Raw genomic sequence first — 15,330 nt, forward strand, 5'->3', positions numbered from 1 at the left:
GGGCCCCCTCGATGATTCCGAGGGGGCCCGCCGATACGCCGTCGCGGTCGTCACGTCCGCCGCCCCGCCGGTCCACCACGACCGTTAGCTGGCAGGGAGGCGGCGCGTCGTCGCGGTCGTCACGTCCGCCGCCCCGCCGGTCCACCACGACCGTTAGCTGACGGGGAGACGGGTGCGCCGACCGCGACCCGCGGCGCCGCGGCCTCGCGTCCGCCCTCCGCAGGTCCACCACGACCTTGCGTGCGGGGGCGGTTTCGCCGACCACGACCCGGCACCGCGGCCGCCGCCTCCGCCGCCCGCAGGTCCACCACGACCTTGCGAAGCGGGGGCGGTGCGCCGACCGCGCGCCGATCTCATGCGGTGCCGTGACCCCGCGAGGGGCGTGCGGCACCTGACCGCCCGATTACCGCAGGCCGCCGAGCAGGCCGGTCACCTGGCCGGTGGGCAGCTCGGGCAGGCCCGACAGTTCGGCCGGCTGCTGCGCCGCCTGCTGCTCGATGATCCCGGTGCCGGGCACCTGGGGCAGTTCGCCGACCAGCGGCAGGTCCGAGGTCGCGGGCAGGGTCGTGTCCACGGGCAGTTCGCCCGCCAGCGGCAGGGTCTCCGCCGCGGACAGGACGGACTCCGGCTTGGGCAGGCCCAGCTCGTTGCCGGAGTGCTCCACGGCCGCGCTCTGGTGCTCGACCACCGCGGCACCGGTGTCCTCGCTGGAGGCGCCCGCGGTGCCCAGCACCGCCGCGATGGCGTTGCCGGAGGCGTTGATGGGCGCCTCGGCGTCGACCACCAGCTGGTTGCCGCCGATGACCGACCCGTTGCCCGAGGTGGTCACCTCGTCGCGCTGCTCCTTCACCAGGGCGCCGGTGTCGTGCGCCTTGGCGCCGGAGATCCCGCCGACCGCGCTGATGGCGTTGCCCGCGATGTTGATGGGGACGTCCGCGTCGACCACGGCCTGGTTGCCGCCGATGATCGAGCCGTTGCCGGACGTCGTGATCTCGTCGGCGTCGCCGTGGCCCTCGCTCGCACGCTGGTGCAGCACGGGGCCGGCGTCGATGGAGTCGGTCTTGATGTGCGCGGGCTTCGTCAGCCCGGCGGCGGTGTCGAGCAGCGACCCGGTGGGCATGGCCTGCGACACGGTGTCGGTGGCGGCCAGCACACCCTGGAGCGGGGCGAGCACATCGCCGGTACCGCTCATCTGGTGCTCGCGGGCGCGGTCGTGGTGCCGGCCGTCGGTGTGGTCGACCAGGGCGCCGGTGTCCTCCGAGGCCGCGCCCGCCACGCCCAGGACCGCCGAGACGGCGTTGCCGGAGGCGTTGACGGGGACGTCCGCGTCGACCACGGCCTGGTTGCCGCCGATGACCGACCCGTTGCCCGAGGTGGTGACGTCGTCACCCTGGTGGTGGCGGTCCCCGCCCTCCAGGACGGCCGCACCGGTGTCGTCGGAGGCGGCGCCCGCGGTGCCGAGGACGGCCGCGATCGCGTTGCCGGAGACGTTGATCGGCGCCTCGGCGTCGACCACCAGCTGGTTGCCGCCGCCGATCGACCCGTTGCCCGAGGTGGTGGGGCCCTCATCGGCGTGGTCGTGGATCACGGCGCCGGTGTCGTCGGACTTGGCGCCGGAGACGCCGCCCACCGCGCTGATCGCGTTGCCGGACACGTTGACGGGCAGGTCGACGTTGCCGACGACCTGGTTGCCACCGAGCACCGAGCCGTTGCCGGAGGTCGTGGGGTGGCTGTCGGCGAACGAGACACCAGCGCCCAGGGCGACGAAACCGGCGGTCAGGAGCGCCGTCTTGGCGGAGGTGCGGACCCACTTACGCATGTGGGGAGTCCTTTCGAAAGCGGAGACACTGTGAATGAGATGGAATCGGGTGAGGTCGTGATGGCCTCGCCCCTGGAGGGGGCACGGCCGCCATGACCGGTTCCGTCCGGCGCGGTGTACCTGGCGGGTACGCCGGGCTCGGGCGGCGGGGCGCGCAACGCCTCGGGCGAGGGTTGCGGACGAGCGGTGCGCGCCCGTCTCAGCTCCGCTCGGGGTGAGCGGCGGCTGACGTGAACCCCGCGAACGTGGCCGCGTCCGCGGGACTCGCGTCAGCCCCCGGTCGGTGCGGACCGGGAGCCGAGGTCCGCTAGCGCTCGGACCGGGCGCCGCGGCGCCGGCCGAACAGCAGCGCGCCCATGCCGACCGCCATCGCGCCGACAGCGGACACGACCAGCGGGACCAGGCCGTCGCCGGTCACGGGCAGCGCGGGCGCCGCGGCGCTCATCGGGGCCGCGGGACCGGAACGGGCCGGTGCGGGGCTGTCGTCGGCCGGGGTCTCCGGGGCCGGGGCAGGGGTGGTCTCACGGTTGTCCTCCTCCGGCGGAGCGGGCTCCCCCGGCCGCTCGGGCCCGGGCTTCTCGGGCTGCTCGGGGCCGGGCTTCTCGGGCTCGCCGGGGCCGGGACGGCCGGGCTCCTCGGGAGTGGGGCGCTCCGGCTCGGTGGGCTTCTCGGGCTCGGGCTCCTCGTAGCCGGGCTCCTCGGGCTTCGGCTTCTCGGGCTGGGGCTTCTCGGGCTTGGGCTGCTCCGGCTTCTCCGGCTTGGGCTTCTCGGGGGTGTCGACGACGGCCGCGCCGCTGTCGTCGCAGGCGGCGCCGCTGGTCCCGGCCACGGAGACCGCGTTGCCGCACACGTTGACCGGCACGTCGGCGTCGACGTCGGCCTGGTTGCCGCCGAGGATGGAGCCGTTGCCGCTGGTGGTGGTGTCGCCCCGGGAGCCGTCGGCGACCAGCGCCCCGCTGTCCGAGCACTTCGCCCCGGCGACCCCGAGGACGGCGATCGCGTTGCCGCACACGTTGATCGGCAGGTCGCCGTCGACCACGGCCTGGTTGCCGCCGAGGATCGAACCGTTGCCGCTGGTGGTGGTGTCGGCGTAGGCGACCGGGCCGACGGAGAAGAAGCCGGCCGCCACCAGGGCGGCGAACATCGTCGTGGGTGTCTTCGACATGAGTGGTCCTTGAGAGTCGTTCGAATGACGAGTTCGGGGGGCGTGAGCGGGCTCACGGGTGAGCGGGCATGACAGCCCGAAGGCGGTGGGCGTGCGTCACCGGTGGGCGCGCGTTACGGCGCGGACCGGTTCAGGAGCGCACGCTCCGACCGCCTGGAAAGGAACTAGTCAGGAGAGAAGGACGGGTCGTCCGCGGCATCGCGCACGACCAGCGTCGGGTCACCGGGCAGCGCGACGCGCTGCGCGGTGGTCCGCAGCGTGGCGCTGCGGGTGACGAGGAAACCGGCCATGGCGGGCACGGGCACCGACGAGGACGACACGGCGCCCGTGGAGTCGGAGCCGCCGTGCGGCGTCAGCGGGTCGGTGTCGTCCTGCGGGGCCGCCTGGTCGTTCGTGGAACGCTGCGCCAGGGCGGCGGCACCGGTGAATTCGGCGGCGGGGCTCGGCGCGTCGAGGCGCGCGGCCTCGTCGCGGCGGGCGCGGGCGTCGCCGTCGGTGCGTTCGGGATCGTCGGCGGCGGAGTCGTCGCGGACGGAATCGGCCGGTTCCGCGGGCTGCTCGCCCGGGAGCAGGCCGACGGGTGCCGCGGTCTCGGTGACGAGACCGCCGAGCTGCTCGCCGATACCGTTCGGGGAGCCGGTGAGGCTCGTGGAGACGGTCCGGCCGAGCGGGGATTCCTCGAGCGTGGCGGTGGCGGAGTCGCCGACCTGGCGGCCCGTGCGCACCGTACCGCTGACGACCTCGCCCGTGGTGGCGGCCGCGGTCTCGACGACCTGGCGGGCGCTCGCGCCGGTGGCCTGGCCGGCCTCGGCGACCACGGGCAGTACGGTCCCGACGGGGTCGTGCCGCACGATCCGGCCGACCTCGCGGCCGACACTGTCGAGGCGCGCGCGCTCCGCGGCCTCGACCCCGGACTCCGCGGTGGCCCCTGCGGCGCCGTGGGCGGCCGGTGCGGCGTCGGCGGAGTCGGGGGCGGAACCGGCCGAGAGGGCCGGGTCGGTCAGGTGGGACACGGCCGGCAGGCCGAGGTCCCCGGTGTCGTCGGCCGCGGCGGCGGTGACGCCGCCCAGCAGCCATCCCGTGACGGCGAGACCGGCGAGCACGAGCACGCGCAGCAGGGCGGCCCCCGCGGCGGCACGCGCGGCGCGGACGGGGAGACCCCGCCACCACCGGTCTGCGTGCGCCATGGATGCCACCTTCGATACGCGTACCTGTGTGGCGGAAGCGCCACGGGACGGGGTTGCGGAGCGTCACCTCCGCGAACCGATAGTCACCGTAGCATCACCCTGGGCGAGCCGTGGGACCGAAACCGGGAAACCGCCCGAAGTTTTTTTCCGCACGTCCGCGCGCCCCCGGCGGGCCGCGCGCCACGCGCGACCGGACGGGCGGCCCGCGCCCCTCCCCCGCGCGCGACCACGCCGGGTGAACACCGCCCGCCGCCCGTTCCGACCGCCTCAGCACCGCGCGCGGCGCGGGGACGGCGCCCCCGGGGCCGCCGCGCCCGGCACCGGAGGACACGCATGCCGCCCCGGCCGCGACGGACCGGGACGGCACGAGAACGGGGTGGAGCTGTAGGAGCGGGTCAGCTCAGGTCGATGAACCGGTCGAGCACCCGCACCCCGAACCGCAGGCCGTCCACCGGGACGCGCTCGTCGACCCCGTGGAACATGCCGGAGAAGTTCAGCTCCGGCGGCAGCTTCAGCGGGGCGAACCCGTAGTTGCGGATGCCGAGCCTCTGGAAGCTCTTGGCGTCGGTGCCGCCGGACAGGCAGTAGGGGACCGCCCGCGCGCCCGGGTCCTCCGCCAGCAGCGACTCCGACATGGCGCTGACCAGGCCGCCCTCGAACTCCGTCTCGACCGAGGGCAGGTGGTGGATGAACTCGCGGGTGACCTTGGGGCCGATCAGCCGGTCGATCTCCGCGAAGTACTCCTCCTCCATGCCCGGCAGGAACCGGCCGTCGACCTGCGCGGAGGCGGTGCCGGGGATGACGTTGGCCTTGTACCCGCCGTCGAGCACCGTCGGGTTGACCGTGTGCCGCAGCGTGGCGCCGATCATGCTGGCGATGGGGCCGAGGCGGGCGACGGTCGCCTCGACGTCGTCCTCCTCGAACGGGATGCCGTAGGCGTCGCACACCTCCTCCAGGAAGGTGCGGACGGTCGTGGTCAGCCGCACGGGGAACTCGTGCCGGCCGAGGCGGGCGATGGCGTCGGCCAGCTCGGTCACGGCGTTGTCCCGGTTGACCATCGACCCGTGGCCGGCGGTGCCCCGGGCGGTGAGCCGCATCCAGGCGATGCCCTTCTCGGCGGTCTCGATGAGGTACAGGCGCCGGTCGTCGTTCACGGTGAAGCTGAAGCCGCCGACCTCGCTGATGGCCTCGGAGCAGTCGGCGAACAGTTCGGGGTGCTTGTCCACCAGGAACTGCGCGCCCCACGTGCCGCCGGCCTCCTCGTCGGCCAGGAACGCCAGCACGATGTCGCGGGGCGGGGTGCGGCCCTCGCGCATCCGCTGCCGCAGCACGGCCAGGACCATGGCGTCCATGTCCTTCATGTCGACGGCGCCGCGGCCCCACACGCAGTCGTCGGCGACCTCGCCGGCGAACGGGTGGTGGGTCCAGTCGGCGGCGTCGGCGGGCACCACGTCGAGGTGGCCGTGGATGAGCAGCGGGGCCCGCCCGGGGTCGGCGCCCGGGATACGCGCCACGACGCTGGCCCGCCCGGGGTGCGACTCGTAGATGGTCGGCTCGACGCCGACCTCGTCCAGCTTCTCCGCGACGTACTCCGCCGCCGCCCGCTCCCCGGGCCCCGAGTGGTCCCCGTAGTTGGACGTGTCGATGGCGATCAGCTCCCGGCAGAGGTCGACGACCTCCGCCTCCCCCGCGCTCATCCCCTCGTTCGCACCCGCCATGGTGGGCACCGCCCCTCTCTCGCTCCGCGGTCGGACCCTCCCCATCCTCCCCCGCGGCGCAAATCGGTGTCCGTCCGCCCTCAGACCTTTGCTATGGTTGACCTGTCCGGCGCACAGACGCCCGACAGCCCAGTCCGGGTGGCGGAATAGGTAGACGCGCTAGCTTGAGGTGCTAGTGCCCGTTAAGGGCATGGGGGTTCAAGTCCCCCCTCGGACACAGATGAAGGCCCTGCTCGCAGGGCCTTTTTCATGTCCGGGCCGGGTTCCACCCCGGCCCGGACTCCTTTGTCTCCGGGCTCGTACGGAAGCGGTCTCAGCGAAGGGTGGGGGTGGGCTCCTCTGCGCCGGGGGCCGCCGGTGGCCGGGACGCCGCCGGGGAGGCGTGGCGGGGAAGGCCCAAGGTGGCGAGCAGACCGGCCAGAGTGAGTCCGGCCGCGACGTAGACCGCGGCGCGCAGGCCGTCGGAGGTCGCCGTGCGCAGGGCCTCACCGGTCAGGTCGGCGAGCCCGGAGGCGGAGACGCTGACCAGGATGGCCAGGCCCACACTGGTCCCGATCTGGAGGGAGGTGTTGGCCATGCCGCTGGCCGCGCCCTGGTCCTGGTCGGCCACACCGGTACCCGCGGTGCCGAACATGGTCGGGTAGATCGTCCCCATGCCCAGCCCGTAGACGACCAGGCCCGCGAGGATCGTCCCGAACGAGCCGTCCGTCCGCATGCCCACGGCCATCAGCACGCCACCGCCGGAGCCCAGCAGCAGGGCGATGACCAGGGTCGCGCGGGCTCCGATGCGGATGATCAGGCGCTCGGCGACGAAGTTGGCGAACGCGATGACCACCGAGAGGATCAGGAAGGCCAGTCCCGCCTGCAGCGCCGAGTAGCCGAGCACGTCCTGGAAGTAGAGGGTGAGGAAGTAGACGAGGTTCTGCATGGTGATGCCGAAGGTGAGGATCACCAGCAGCCCGGCGCGCAGGTGCGGGTTGCGGAACAGCCGCAGCGGCATCAGCGGGTCCGCGGTGCGCGCCTCGATGACCACGAACGCGGTCAGCAGCACCAGGGCCAGGACGGCGGCGGCGAGGACGGAGGGCGTGCCCCAGCCGATCTCGGGGCCCTGGGCGATGGCGAACACGAGGAGGGTCAGCCCCGCCGTGCTGGTCAGGGCGCCGGGGATGTCGAAGCCGCCGCCGCGTCGGCGCGCGCCGTCCGGGTCGACCAGGACGAACGCACCCGCGATGCCCACCACGACCAGCGGCACGTTCACCAGGAACACCGCCTGCCAGCCCATGGCGTGGGTCAGGAGGCCGCCGAGCAGCGCGCCCAGGCTGAGTCCACCCGCGCCGGCCATGGCCCACACGGCCAGCGCGCGGACGCGCTGGGGGCCCTCGGTGAACCTGGTGGTGACCAGGGAGAGCGTGGCGGGGAACAGGGCGGCCCCGCCGATCCCCTGGAGGGCCCGTGCGGCGATCAGCGTCTCGGGCGTGGTCGCCAGGCCGCCCAGCAGGGACGCGACGCCGAACAGCAGCATCCCCAGGACGAACACGCGGCGGCGGCCCAGCAGGTCGGCCGAACGGCCGCCCAACAGCAGGAACCCGCCGAAGAAGATGGCGTAGGCGCTGACCACCCACTGGGTGGCGTGTCCGGACAGCCCGACCTGGCGGGCGATGTCGGGCAGCGCCACGTACACGATGGTGAAGTCGAGCGAGGTGATCAGGCTGGAGAAGGCCAGCAGGCCGAGGACCCAGCGGGACCGGGCGTCGGTGGGCGTTCTATCAGGGGACTTCACGGTGGTCTCCTCAGAGGGTTGTGCGGGGTTCTGGGTCACGCCGCGTAGGGGCGTTCGGCGCGGGCGTCCCGCAGGGTGCGGGCCCACCACGCCAGCTGGTCGAGCAGGCTCTCGGCCGCCGCGCGGCAGCCCGCCGCGTCGATCGGGCTGCCGCGGTCGTCGAACCTGTCCCGGCACGAGTGGAAGCTGACCGTGTTGCGCACGGTGACGGTGTGGAGCTCGGCGAAGACCTGCCGCAGGTGCTCGACGGCGCGCAGCCCCCCGGAGACACCGCCGTAGGAGACGAAGCCGACCGGCTTGGCCTGCCATTCGTCGACGTACCAGTCGATGGCCGTCTTGAGCGAGGCGGGGAAGCTGCGGTTGTACTCGGGTGTCACGATCGCGAACGCGTCCGCGTCGGCCAGTCGCCGTCCCAGTTCCCCCACCGCTCCGGGGACCTCGCCGGGTGCCGCGTGGTCGGCGAGGAGGACGCCGGGCAGGGCGGTCTCGGCGAGGTCGACGACGTCGAGGGCGAAGTCGGGGTGCCGCCCCGCCTCCCCGATGAACCATTCGGCCACCGTGGGGCCGAACCGGTGGTCGCGGACGCTGCCGACGATGATGATGAGGTTCAGCGGTCCGGTCACGGTCATCGCGCTCTCTTCCTTCTGGGCTCCCCGTCCCTTCGGAACGGTCCGGGCGGCTCTGTGGAACCAGCGTGTCGGCGGGCACTTCCCCGGCACTTACCGCGCGCTTTCCGCCGGTGGCGGGGGGACGGAAGGCGGCCCGGGGACCCGGGGGTCCGCTTGGTACCGTGAGCGCATGCGATTCGGGGTGCTCGGTCCGCTGGGAGTCTGGACGGCGGACGGCGCCCCGGTGGCGGTTCGCGGGGTGAAGGTCCGCGCGCTGCTGGCCGTCCTGATCGGCCATGAGGGTCGGCCGGTGTCGGCGGACCGGTTGATCGACGACCTGTGGGGCGGCGCCCCGCCGCGCAATCCGGCCGGGGCGCTCCAGGTCAAGGTCTCTCAGTTGCGCCGGGCCCTCGACGACGCCGAGCCGGGCGCCCGGGACCTGGTGTCCTTCGAGGAGTCCCTCGGGTACCGGCTCCGGGCGGACGCCGAGGCCGTGGACGCGAGGCGGTTCACCGGCCTGCTGGCGAGGGCGCGCGAGGCCGCCGCCCCGCGGTCGCGGGCGGACCTGCTGACCGAGGCGCTGGGCCTGTGGCGCGGGCCCGCCTACGCCGACTTCGCCGACGCGGAGTTCGCGCGTCCCGTCATCGCGTTCCTGGAGGAGCGGCGGCTCACCGCCTTCGAGGAACGGGAGGACGCCCTCCTGGAGATCGGCGAGCCGGGTGCTCCCGTGGGCGAGCTGGGCGACCTGGTGGACCGCCATCCCCTGCGCGAACGTCTCCGGTCCGCGTACATGCGGGCCCTGTACGGCGCCGGACGGCAGAGCGAGGCGCTGGGGACCTACGACGACCTCCGGTCCCGCCTGCGCGAGGAGCTGGGCCTGGACCCCGGCCCGGAGATCGCCGAGCTCCACCGGCGGATCCTCGAACAGGACTCCGCCCTGGCCGCCGTGCCCGGCGCACGCCCGCGGACGAACCTCCCCGCGCAGATCAGCGAGCTGATCGGGCGGGAGGAGGCGCTGGCACAGGTCGGGGCGCTGCTGGGGTCCGCCCGGCTGGTCACCCTCACCGGCTCCGGCGGCGTCGGCAAGACGCGGCTGGCCCTGGAGACCGCCGCACAGGCCGCCGCGAACCATCCGGACGGCGTGTGGCTGGTCGAGTTGGCCGGGCTCGACAGGACGGCCGGGACGCCGGGGGGCGGACGGCTCGCGGAAACCGTCAACGCCGTGCTCGGCATCCGCGACGACACCGCTTCCGGCATGCCGCGCTCCGGTGTGCCGACCGATCCCGCCGAACGGCTCGCGGACGCGCTGCGGAGCCGCCGGACGCTGCTCGTCCTGGACAACTGCGAGCACGTGGTCGACGAGGTCGCCGCCCTGGCCGAGCGCCTGCTGCGGGCGGCGCCGCACGTGCGGATCCTCGCCACGGGCCAGGAACCCCTGGGGCTCGCCGGTGAGTCGGTCTGGCCGGTCCCGCCACTCCAGTCGCCCCACTCCCCGGCCGATATCGGACCCGCGGCCCTCCGGAGGTTCAGCGCCGTCCGGCTGTTCGAGGCGCGCGCGGCGGCCGCCGTTCCGGGCTTCGCGGTCGACGCCGCCAACGCCCGCGCGGTCGCGGCGGTCTGCCGCCGTCTCGACGGCGTGCCGCTGGCCCTGGAGCTGGCGGCCACCCGTCTGCGCGCACTGGACGTCCACGACCTGGCCGAACGGCTCGACGACCGGTTCCGGCTGCTCTCCTCGGGCCTCCGCGGCGCCCCGGCGCGACAGCGGACCCTGCGCGCGATGATCGACTGGAGTTGGGAGCTGCTGTCGGGGCCCGAACGCCTCGTCCTGCGCCGACTCGCGGTGCACGCGGAGGGCTGCGCGCTGGATGCGGCCGAGGAGGTCTGCGCGGACGGCGGCGACGTGCGACCCGCGGACGTGCTCGACCTGCTGGCCCGCCTCGTCGACCGCTCGATGGTGGACCGGACCGGGGGCGGGGGCGGTACCCGCTATCGGCTGCTGGAATCGGTCGCGGCCTACGCCTTGGACCGCCTGGAGGAGGCGGGCGAGACCGAGCGGGTCCGTTTCCGGCACCTGGCCTTCTACGCCGGGCTGGCCGAACGCGCGGAGCCGCGGCTGCGCGGCTCCGAGCAGCGGCTCTGGCTCGGGCGCCTGGACGCCGAGCACGGCAACCTGCGCGCGGCGCTCGATTGGGCCGTCCAGCGGGGCGACGCCCGCCTCGCCCTACGGCTGGTCAACGCGCTGGCCTGGTACTGGTACCTGCGCGGCAGGATCGGTGAGGCCCGGCGCGCGTTCGGGACGGCACTGGCGATCCGGGCCGAGGCCCCTGCCCCGGCGCGGGCCCGGGCCGAGGCGTGGCGGACCGGCCTGGATCTGCTGAGCGAGCACACGGAGGGCTTCGCCACCCCCGCGGAGGCCATCGCCGACCCGGGTGAACGCGCCAGGGCGGAGTGCTTCCTCAGCGACGTGCTGCTCGGCGCGGGCGATCTGGACCTCAGTCGGGAGCTGGTGGCCCGGTCGCTGCCGGTGCTCCGTCGGCTCGGGGACCGCTGGGGCACCGCCGCGGCCCTGGCCACCGAGGCCGGCCAGGCCCTCGTCCGCGGCGACCTCGACACCCTCGAACGGTCCGGGGAGGAGAGCCTGGCGCTCTTCGAGGAGCTCGGGGACCGGTGGGGGCAGGTGCGGGCCCTCGACCTGCTGGCCCGGCTCACGGAGATCAGGGGCCACCACCGCCGGTCCGCCGTCCTCTGCCGCGAAGGGCTCCGGCTGGCCGAGGAACTCGGGCTATGGCTGCAGGTCTCGCTGCTCCGGTCCGGGCTCGGCCGGATCGCCCTGCTCGCGGGCGACCACGCCGGGTCGGACCGGCACCACGAGCGGGCCAGGGCCCTGGCCGCCGAGCACGGCTACCGCCCGGGCGAAGCCTTCGCCCTCACCGGGCTCGCCCTCACCGCCCGCCGTGCGGGCCGCCTCGATGAGGCCGAGTCCCTCATGCGCGAGGCCCTGGGCTGGGAACGCGAAGTGAGGTTCGCGCCGGGGATCGCGCTCGGGCTGGCCGAGCTGGGCTTCACCGCCGAGCAACGGGGGGACGCCGCCGCGGCCGAGGAACTGCACCGGGAGGGCCTCGCCGTCGCACGGGAGACCGGCGACCCGCGGGCGGTCGCGCTCGCCGTCGAGGGACTGGCGGGTACGGCGGCGCTGGCGGGAGCCCCCGCGGAGGCGGCGCGGCTCCTCGGCGAGGCCGCCGCCCTGCGCGAGTCCGCGGCCGCGCCCCTGCCCCCTGAGGAGCGCGGGGACGTCGACCGCATCGCGGCCGGGGTGCGGGCGGCCCTCGGCGGCGACGCCTTCACCGCGGCCTTCGCCGAGGGCCGCGCCGCGCCCCGCGCCCACGGCGCGCGGTCAGGCGCGGCCACCGGGACCCCGGCCGCCGGGTGAGGGGGCGGCGAACCTGTCGGCCGGACCGGCCGCCCGGCCCGGCCGCACGGGTTCAGGAGGGCGGCGGGGCCACCCCAGGTCGGTGCCGCCGGGCTCCGTGACCGCGGAGACCGCCGCGAAGGAGACCGCGCAGAGCACCATGATGTAGGCCCCGATGGAGGAGGCGGTGCCGGTGCCTTGCACCAGGGCCTCGGCGATCGTGGGGGCGAACGCGCCGCCCAGGATGGCCCCGAGCGCGTAGCCGATCGCGACGCCGGAGTACCGCACCGAAGCGGGGAACATCTCGGCGTACATGGCCGACATCGGCCCGTAGGACAGCCCCAGGCCGATGGTCAGCACGAGGATCGCCGCGGCGAAGAGCCGGATGTCGCGGGTCTCCATCAGCAGGAAGAGCGGGACCATCCACACGAAGACGGACGTGTAGCCGATCTGGAAGGTGCGGACCCGGCCGATCCGGTCGGAGAGCACCCCTCCGTACAGCGTGAACACCAGCCAGCTCACCGCCCCGCCGACCGTCGCGAGCAGCACGGAGGACCGGGACAGGCCGAGGGTGCCGGTGCCGTACCCGATGAAGTAGGCGACGAGGAGGTAGCCCGCCGCGTTGTTGGCCACGAAGACCAGCGCGGTGAGCACCACGTTCCTGGTGTGGTCCCGGAAGAGATCGCGCAGCGGCGCCGAGGAGGTCGTCGAGCGCAGCTGGAGTTCCTGGAACACCGGGGCTCTCGTCCACGGCCCGGCGCACCAGGTAGCCGATGGCGATGAGCGTCACCGAGAGCAGGAACGGCACCCGCCACCCCCACGCCGCGAACTGCGCCGGGGTGGTGGCCGCCGTCATGACCCACAGGACCCCGGTCGCCAGGATCAGCCCGATCGGCACGCCGATCTGGGGGAAGGCGCCGAACATGCCGCGCCTGCCGCGCGGCGCGTGCTCCACCGCGAGCAGGGCGGCGCCGCCCCATTCGCCGCCCGCGGAGAAGCATTGGAGGACGCGCAGCAGGATCAGGGCGGCGGGCGCGGTGGCGCCGATCTGCCCATAGGTGGGGAGCAGGCCGATGAGCGTGGTCGCCGCCCCCATGAGCAGCAGGGTCAGCACGAGCATGCGCTTGCGGCCCAGCCGGTCGCCGAACCGGCCGGCGAGGACTGCGCCGAGGGGCCGGAACAAGAAGCTGATGCCGATCGTGGACAGGGAGATCAGGGTGGCCAGTCCGGGGGCCTGCTCGTTCAACGGGGCGAAGAAGCGCGGCGCGAACACCAGGCCCGCGGCCTGGGCGTAGATGAAGAAGTCGTACCACTCGACGGTGGTGCCGGCGAGCGTGCTCACGAGGGCCTTGCGGTCGTCGCGTGATGTGCCGGCGGGTGGATGCGGACGTTCGTTCGCCACGGTGAGCTCCGCTCATGCTCTTCGGTCCGGGTGGTGTCGGCGTACCCGCGGAGGAGGCCCTCGTCCAGCGCTCCGGGGGGGGCGGGGGCGCCTGCGCTCCCCGGCGACCGCCGTCCGGTGCGGGCGGCCGGCGCCGCGGGCGCTCCCGTCCCCCGCCCGCCGCCGCGCGTGCCGGTGCCCCGGCAGGGCGCTTGGGGGCGCGGTGCCGGGGCGGTGGGGGTGGGGGTGGGGGTCAGCGGGAGGGGTCGCGGTTGTAGAGGCGCTTGGCCCAGAGGTAGGAGCCCAGGGCGATGGCGGCGCACCAGGCGGTCGCGATCCATGCGTTGTCGCCGACGCCGGTGCCCATGAGCAGGCCGCGCAGGGTCTCGATGATCGGCGTGAAGGGCTGGTACTCGGCGAACCACCGCAGCGCGGTGGGCATCGTGTCGGTGGGTACGAAGCCGCTGCCCAGGAAGGGCAGCAGGATCATGGGCATGGGGAGGTTGCTCGCGGTCTCGACGCTGTCGGAGACCATGCCCAGGGCGACCGACAGCCAGGTCAGGGCGAAGGTGACCATCGCCAGCAGGCCGGCGACCCCGAGCCACCCGGCGGCGTCGGCGTCCGGCCGGAACCCCAGGAGCAGGGCCGTCCCCGTGACGAGCGCGAGGCTGATCAGCGTCTGGATGAAGGTCCCGGCGACGTGGCCGGTGAGCACCGAGACGCGGGCGATGTCCATGGTGCGGAACCGGGCGACGATGCCCTCGGTCATGTCCATGGCCACCGAGATGGCGGTGCCCTGGGCGGCGGCGGCCACGGTCATCAGCAGGATTCCGGGGGCGATGTAGTCGAGGTACTCGGCGCGGCCGCCGTCCGGCCCGCCGCCCGCCGCGCCGCCGAGTCCGGCGCCCATCGTGCCGCCGAAGACGTACACGAAGAGCAGCAGGAAGACGATCGGCATGCCGACGAGCATGAACGTCATGGACGGGTACCGCCACAGGTGCCGCACCTGGCGGCCCACCATCGTGGCCGAGTCCGCGGCGGCGCGGGTGAGCGTGGTCATCGGGAGACCGCCTTCTGCTGGTCGTGGGTGGTGGTGTCGGTGGTGTCGGCGCTGGTGTGGCCGGTGAGGGAGAGGAAGACGTCGTCGAGGTCGGGGGTGTGCACCGTCAGCTCCTCGACCGCGATCGCCGCGGCGTCGACGCGGTCGAGCAGCGCCTTCAGCGAGGCGACCCCGCCGTCGGCGGGGACCTGGAGGGCCAGCGCCTCGTCGTCGCGCGCCCCGCCGAGGGTGCGGACGGCCGTGTCGAGTCCGTCGCGGTCGGCGAAGCGCAGGCGGACGTGTCCGCCGGGGACGCGGCGCTTGAGTTCGGCCGCCGTGCCCTCGGCCACGAACCGGCCCCGGTCGAGGACCGCGATCCGGTCGGCGAGCTGGTCGGCCTCCTCCAGGTACTGGGTGGTGAGGAAGACGGTGACGCCGCCGGCCACGAGGTCGCGGATGATCTCCCACATGCCGCGGCGGCTGCGCGGGTCCAGGCCGGTGGTGGGCTCGTCGAGGAAGATGAGGCCGGGGTCGCCGACCAGGGTCATCGCGAGGTCGAGTCGGCGGCGCATGCCGCCGGAGTAGGTGGAGGCGGGCTTGCGGGCCGCGTCGACCAGGTCGAACCGCTCCAGCAGTTCGGCGGTGCGCCGCCGGGCGGGGGCGCGGCCCAGGCGGCGCAGCCGCGCCATGAGCATCAGGTTCTCCTCGCCGGTGAGGAGGCCGTCCACGGCCGAGTACTGGCCGGTGACGCCGATCGCGGCGCGCACCGCGTCGGGGTCGCGGGCGAGGTCGTGGCCGAGGACACTCGCCCGGCCGCCGTCGGCGCCGATCAGGGTGGACAGGATCTTGACCATGGTGGTCTTGCCGGCGCCGTTGGGTCCCAGCAGGGAGAAGATCGTCCCGGTGGGGATGTCCAGGTCGACGCCGTCCAGGACGACGTGGTCGCGGTAGGACTTGCGCAGCCCGGTGGCCGTGATGGCGGCCCGGGGGGTTCGGGGGGTCATGTCGGTCGGCCTCGTTTCCGTTCGCGCCGGGGGCGCGTGTCGAGGTGGGTGGTGGGGGTCGAGCGAAAGGCGGACGACGTTTGCCGCCGTAGGCGGTACGGGCGCACGTCGAGATGGGGGTGGAAGGCAGGCCCGGCGGACGCCCATGCCGCCGTAGGCGGTACGGACGCGCGCCGACGTGGGGGGTGGAAGGCAGGCCCGGCGGGCGCCGTGCCGCCGT

The 15,330-nt window shown here is 74.5% G+C and carries 9 protein-coding genes, 1 tRNA gene and 1 pseudogene; 2 read left to right on the forward strand and 9 right to left on the reverse strand.

Translation table 11 applies throughout. From position 1 onward, the window contains the following. Positions 1-403 precede the first annotated feature (403 nt). The 4 genes from NT8_RS21480 to NT8_RS21495 all read right to left on the reverse strand — a co-directional run bounded on the left by NT8_RS21480 (position 404) and on the right by NT8_RS21495 (position 5,889). Entirely contained in the window at positions 404-1,819 is a 1,416-nt protein-coding gene (locus NT8_RS21480; RefSeq protein WP_067972671.1) for a hypothetical protein, read from the reverse strand. A 307-nt stretch (positions 1,820-2,126) separates the two neighbouring features. Next, the gene (locus tag NT8_RS21485) at positions 2,127-2,984 is read right to left on the reverse strand and encodes a chaplin family protein (RefSeq protein WP_084469163.1); all 858 of its coding nucleotides are present in this window, start codon (positions 2,982-2,984) and stop codon (positions 2,127-2,129) included. Between the two features lie 164 nt (positions 2,985-3,148). After that, positions 3,149-4,171, reverse strand: coding sequence for a hypothetical protein (locus NT8_RS21490; protein WP_067972679.1), 1,023 nt, complete (start codon positions 4,169-4,171; stop codon positions 3,149-3,151). A gap of 395 nt (positions 4,172-4,566) precedes the next feature. Next, positions 4,567-5,889, reverse strand: a complete 1,323-nt coding sequence (locus NT8_RS21495; RefSeq protein WP_067972696.1) for a M20/M25/M40 family metallo-hydrolase — start codon at positions 5,887-5,889, stop codon at positions 4,567-4,569. 132 nt (positions 5,890-6,021) lie between these two features. Between NT8_RS21495 and NT8_RS21500 the strand changes: the two genes are divergently transcribed. After that, positions 6,022-6,106 (forward strand) — tRNA-Leu (locus tag NT8_RS21500). 96 nt (positions 6,107-6,202) lie between these two features. Here NT8_RS21500 and NT8_RS21505 read toward each other — a convergent pair. Further along, positions 6,203-7,708, reverse strand: coding sequence for an MFS transporter (locus NT8_RS21505; protein ID WP_245646268.1), 1,506 nt, complete (start codon positions 7,706-7,708; stop codon positions 6,203-6,205). Further along, on the reverse strand, positions 7,705-8,298 hold the full coding sequence (locus NT8_RS21510; RefSeq protein ID WP_067972683.1) for an NADPH-dependent FMN reductase: 594 nt from the start codon (positions 8,296-8,298) through the stop codon (positions 7,705-7,707). Before NT8_RS21510 ends, NT8_RS21505 begins: the two co-directional genes overlap by 4 nt. Before the next feature lie 169 nt (positions 8,299-8,467). Here NT8_RS21510 and NT8_RS21515 point away from each other — a divergent pair, with 169 nt between their 5' ends. Beyond that, positions 8,468-11,707, forward strand: a complete 3,240-nt coding sequence (locus NT8_RS21515; RefSeq protein ID WP_067972687.1) for an AfsR/SARP family transcriptional regulator — start codon at positions 8,468-8,470, stop codon at positions 11,705-11,707. A 75-nt stretch (positions 11,708-11,782) separates the two neighbouring features. On the opposite strand, the pseudogene NT8_RS21520 reads toward NT8_RS21515, so the two are convergent. The 3 genes and pseudogenes from NT8_RS21520 to NT8_RS21530 form a co-directional block, all read right to left on the reverse strand. Beyond that, positions 11,783-13,088 (reverse strand): annotated as a pseudogene (locus tag NT8_RS21520) (MFS transporter); the annotation flags it as partial. A gap of 232 nt (positions 13,089-13,320) precedes the next feature. After that, a complete protein-coding gene (locus tag NT8_RS21525) occupies positions 13,321-14,127 on the reverse strand; it encodes an ABC transporter permease (RefSeq protein ID WP_067972690.1) in 807 nt (268 codons plus the stop codon). Continuing rightward, positions 14,124-15,110 (reverse strand): ATP-binding cassette domain-containing protein, encoded by a 987-nt coding sequence (locus NT8_RS21530; RefSeq protein ID WP_067972693.1) that lies wholly within the window; start codon positions 15,108-15,110, stop codon positions 14,124-14,126. The genes NT8_RS21525 and NT8_RS21530 overlap by 4 nt, the downstream gene beginning before the upstream one ends. Positions 15,111-15,330: the final 220 nt, after the last annotated feature.

It is taken from the genome of Nocardiopsis trehalosi NBRC 14201, assembly GCF_001552555.1.
GTDB lineage: Bacteria > Actinomycetota > Actinomycetes > Streptosporangiales > Streptosporangiaceae > Nocardiopsis_B > Nocardiopsis_B trehalosi.

Excerpts from the sequence above, each read along its gene's own strand:
- NT8_RS21480 (WP_067972671.1), bottom strand. The coding sequence starts at position 1,819 with ATGCGTAAGTGGGTCCGCACCTCCGCCAAGACGGCGCTCCTGACCGCC.
- NT8_RS21485 (WP_084469163.1), bottom strand. The coding sequence starts at position 2,984 with ATGTCGAAGACACCCACGACGATGTTCGCCGCCCTGGTGGCGGCCGGC.
- NT8_RS21490 (WP_067972679.1), bottom strand. The coding sequence starts at position 4,171 with ATGGCGCACGCAGACCGGTGGTGGCGGGGTCTCCCCGTCCGCGCCGCG.
- NT8_RS21495 (WP_067972696.1), bottom strand. The coding sequence starts at position 5,889 with ATGGCGGGTGCGAACGAGGGGATGAGCGCGGGGGAGGCGGAGGTCGTC.
- NT8_RS21510 (WP_067972683.1), bottom strand. The coding sequence starts at position 8,298 with ATGACCGTGACCGGACCGCTGAACCTCATCATCATCGTCGGCAGCGTC.
- NT8_RS21515 (WP_067972687.1), top strand. The coding sequence starts at position 8,468 with ATGCGATTCGGGGTGCTCGGTCCGCTGGGAGTCTGGACGGCGGACGGC.
- NT8_RS21525 (WP_067972690.1), bottom strand. The coding sequence starts at position 14,127 with ATGACCACGCTCACCCGCGCCGCCGCGGACTCGGCCACGATGGTGGGC.
- NT8_RS21530 (WP_067972693.1), bottom strand. The coding sequence starts at position 15,110 with ATGACCCCCCGAACCCCCCGGGCCGCCATCACGGCCACCGGGCTGCGC.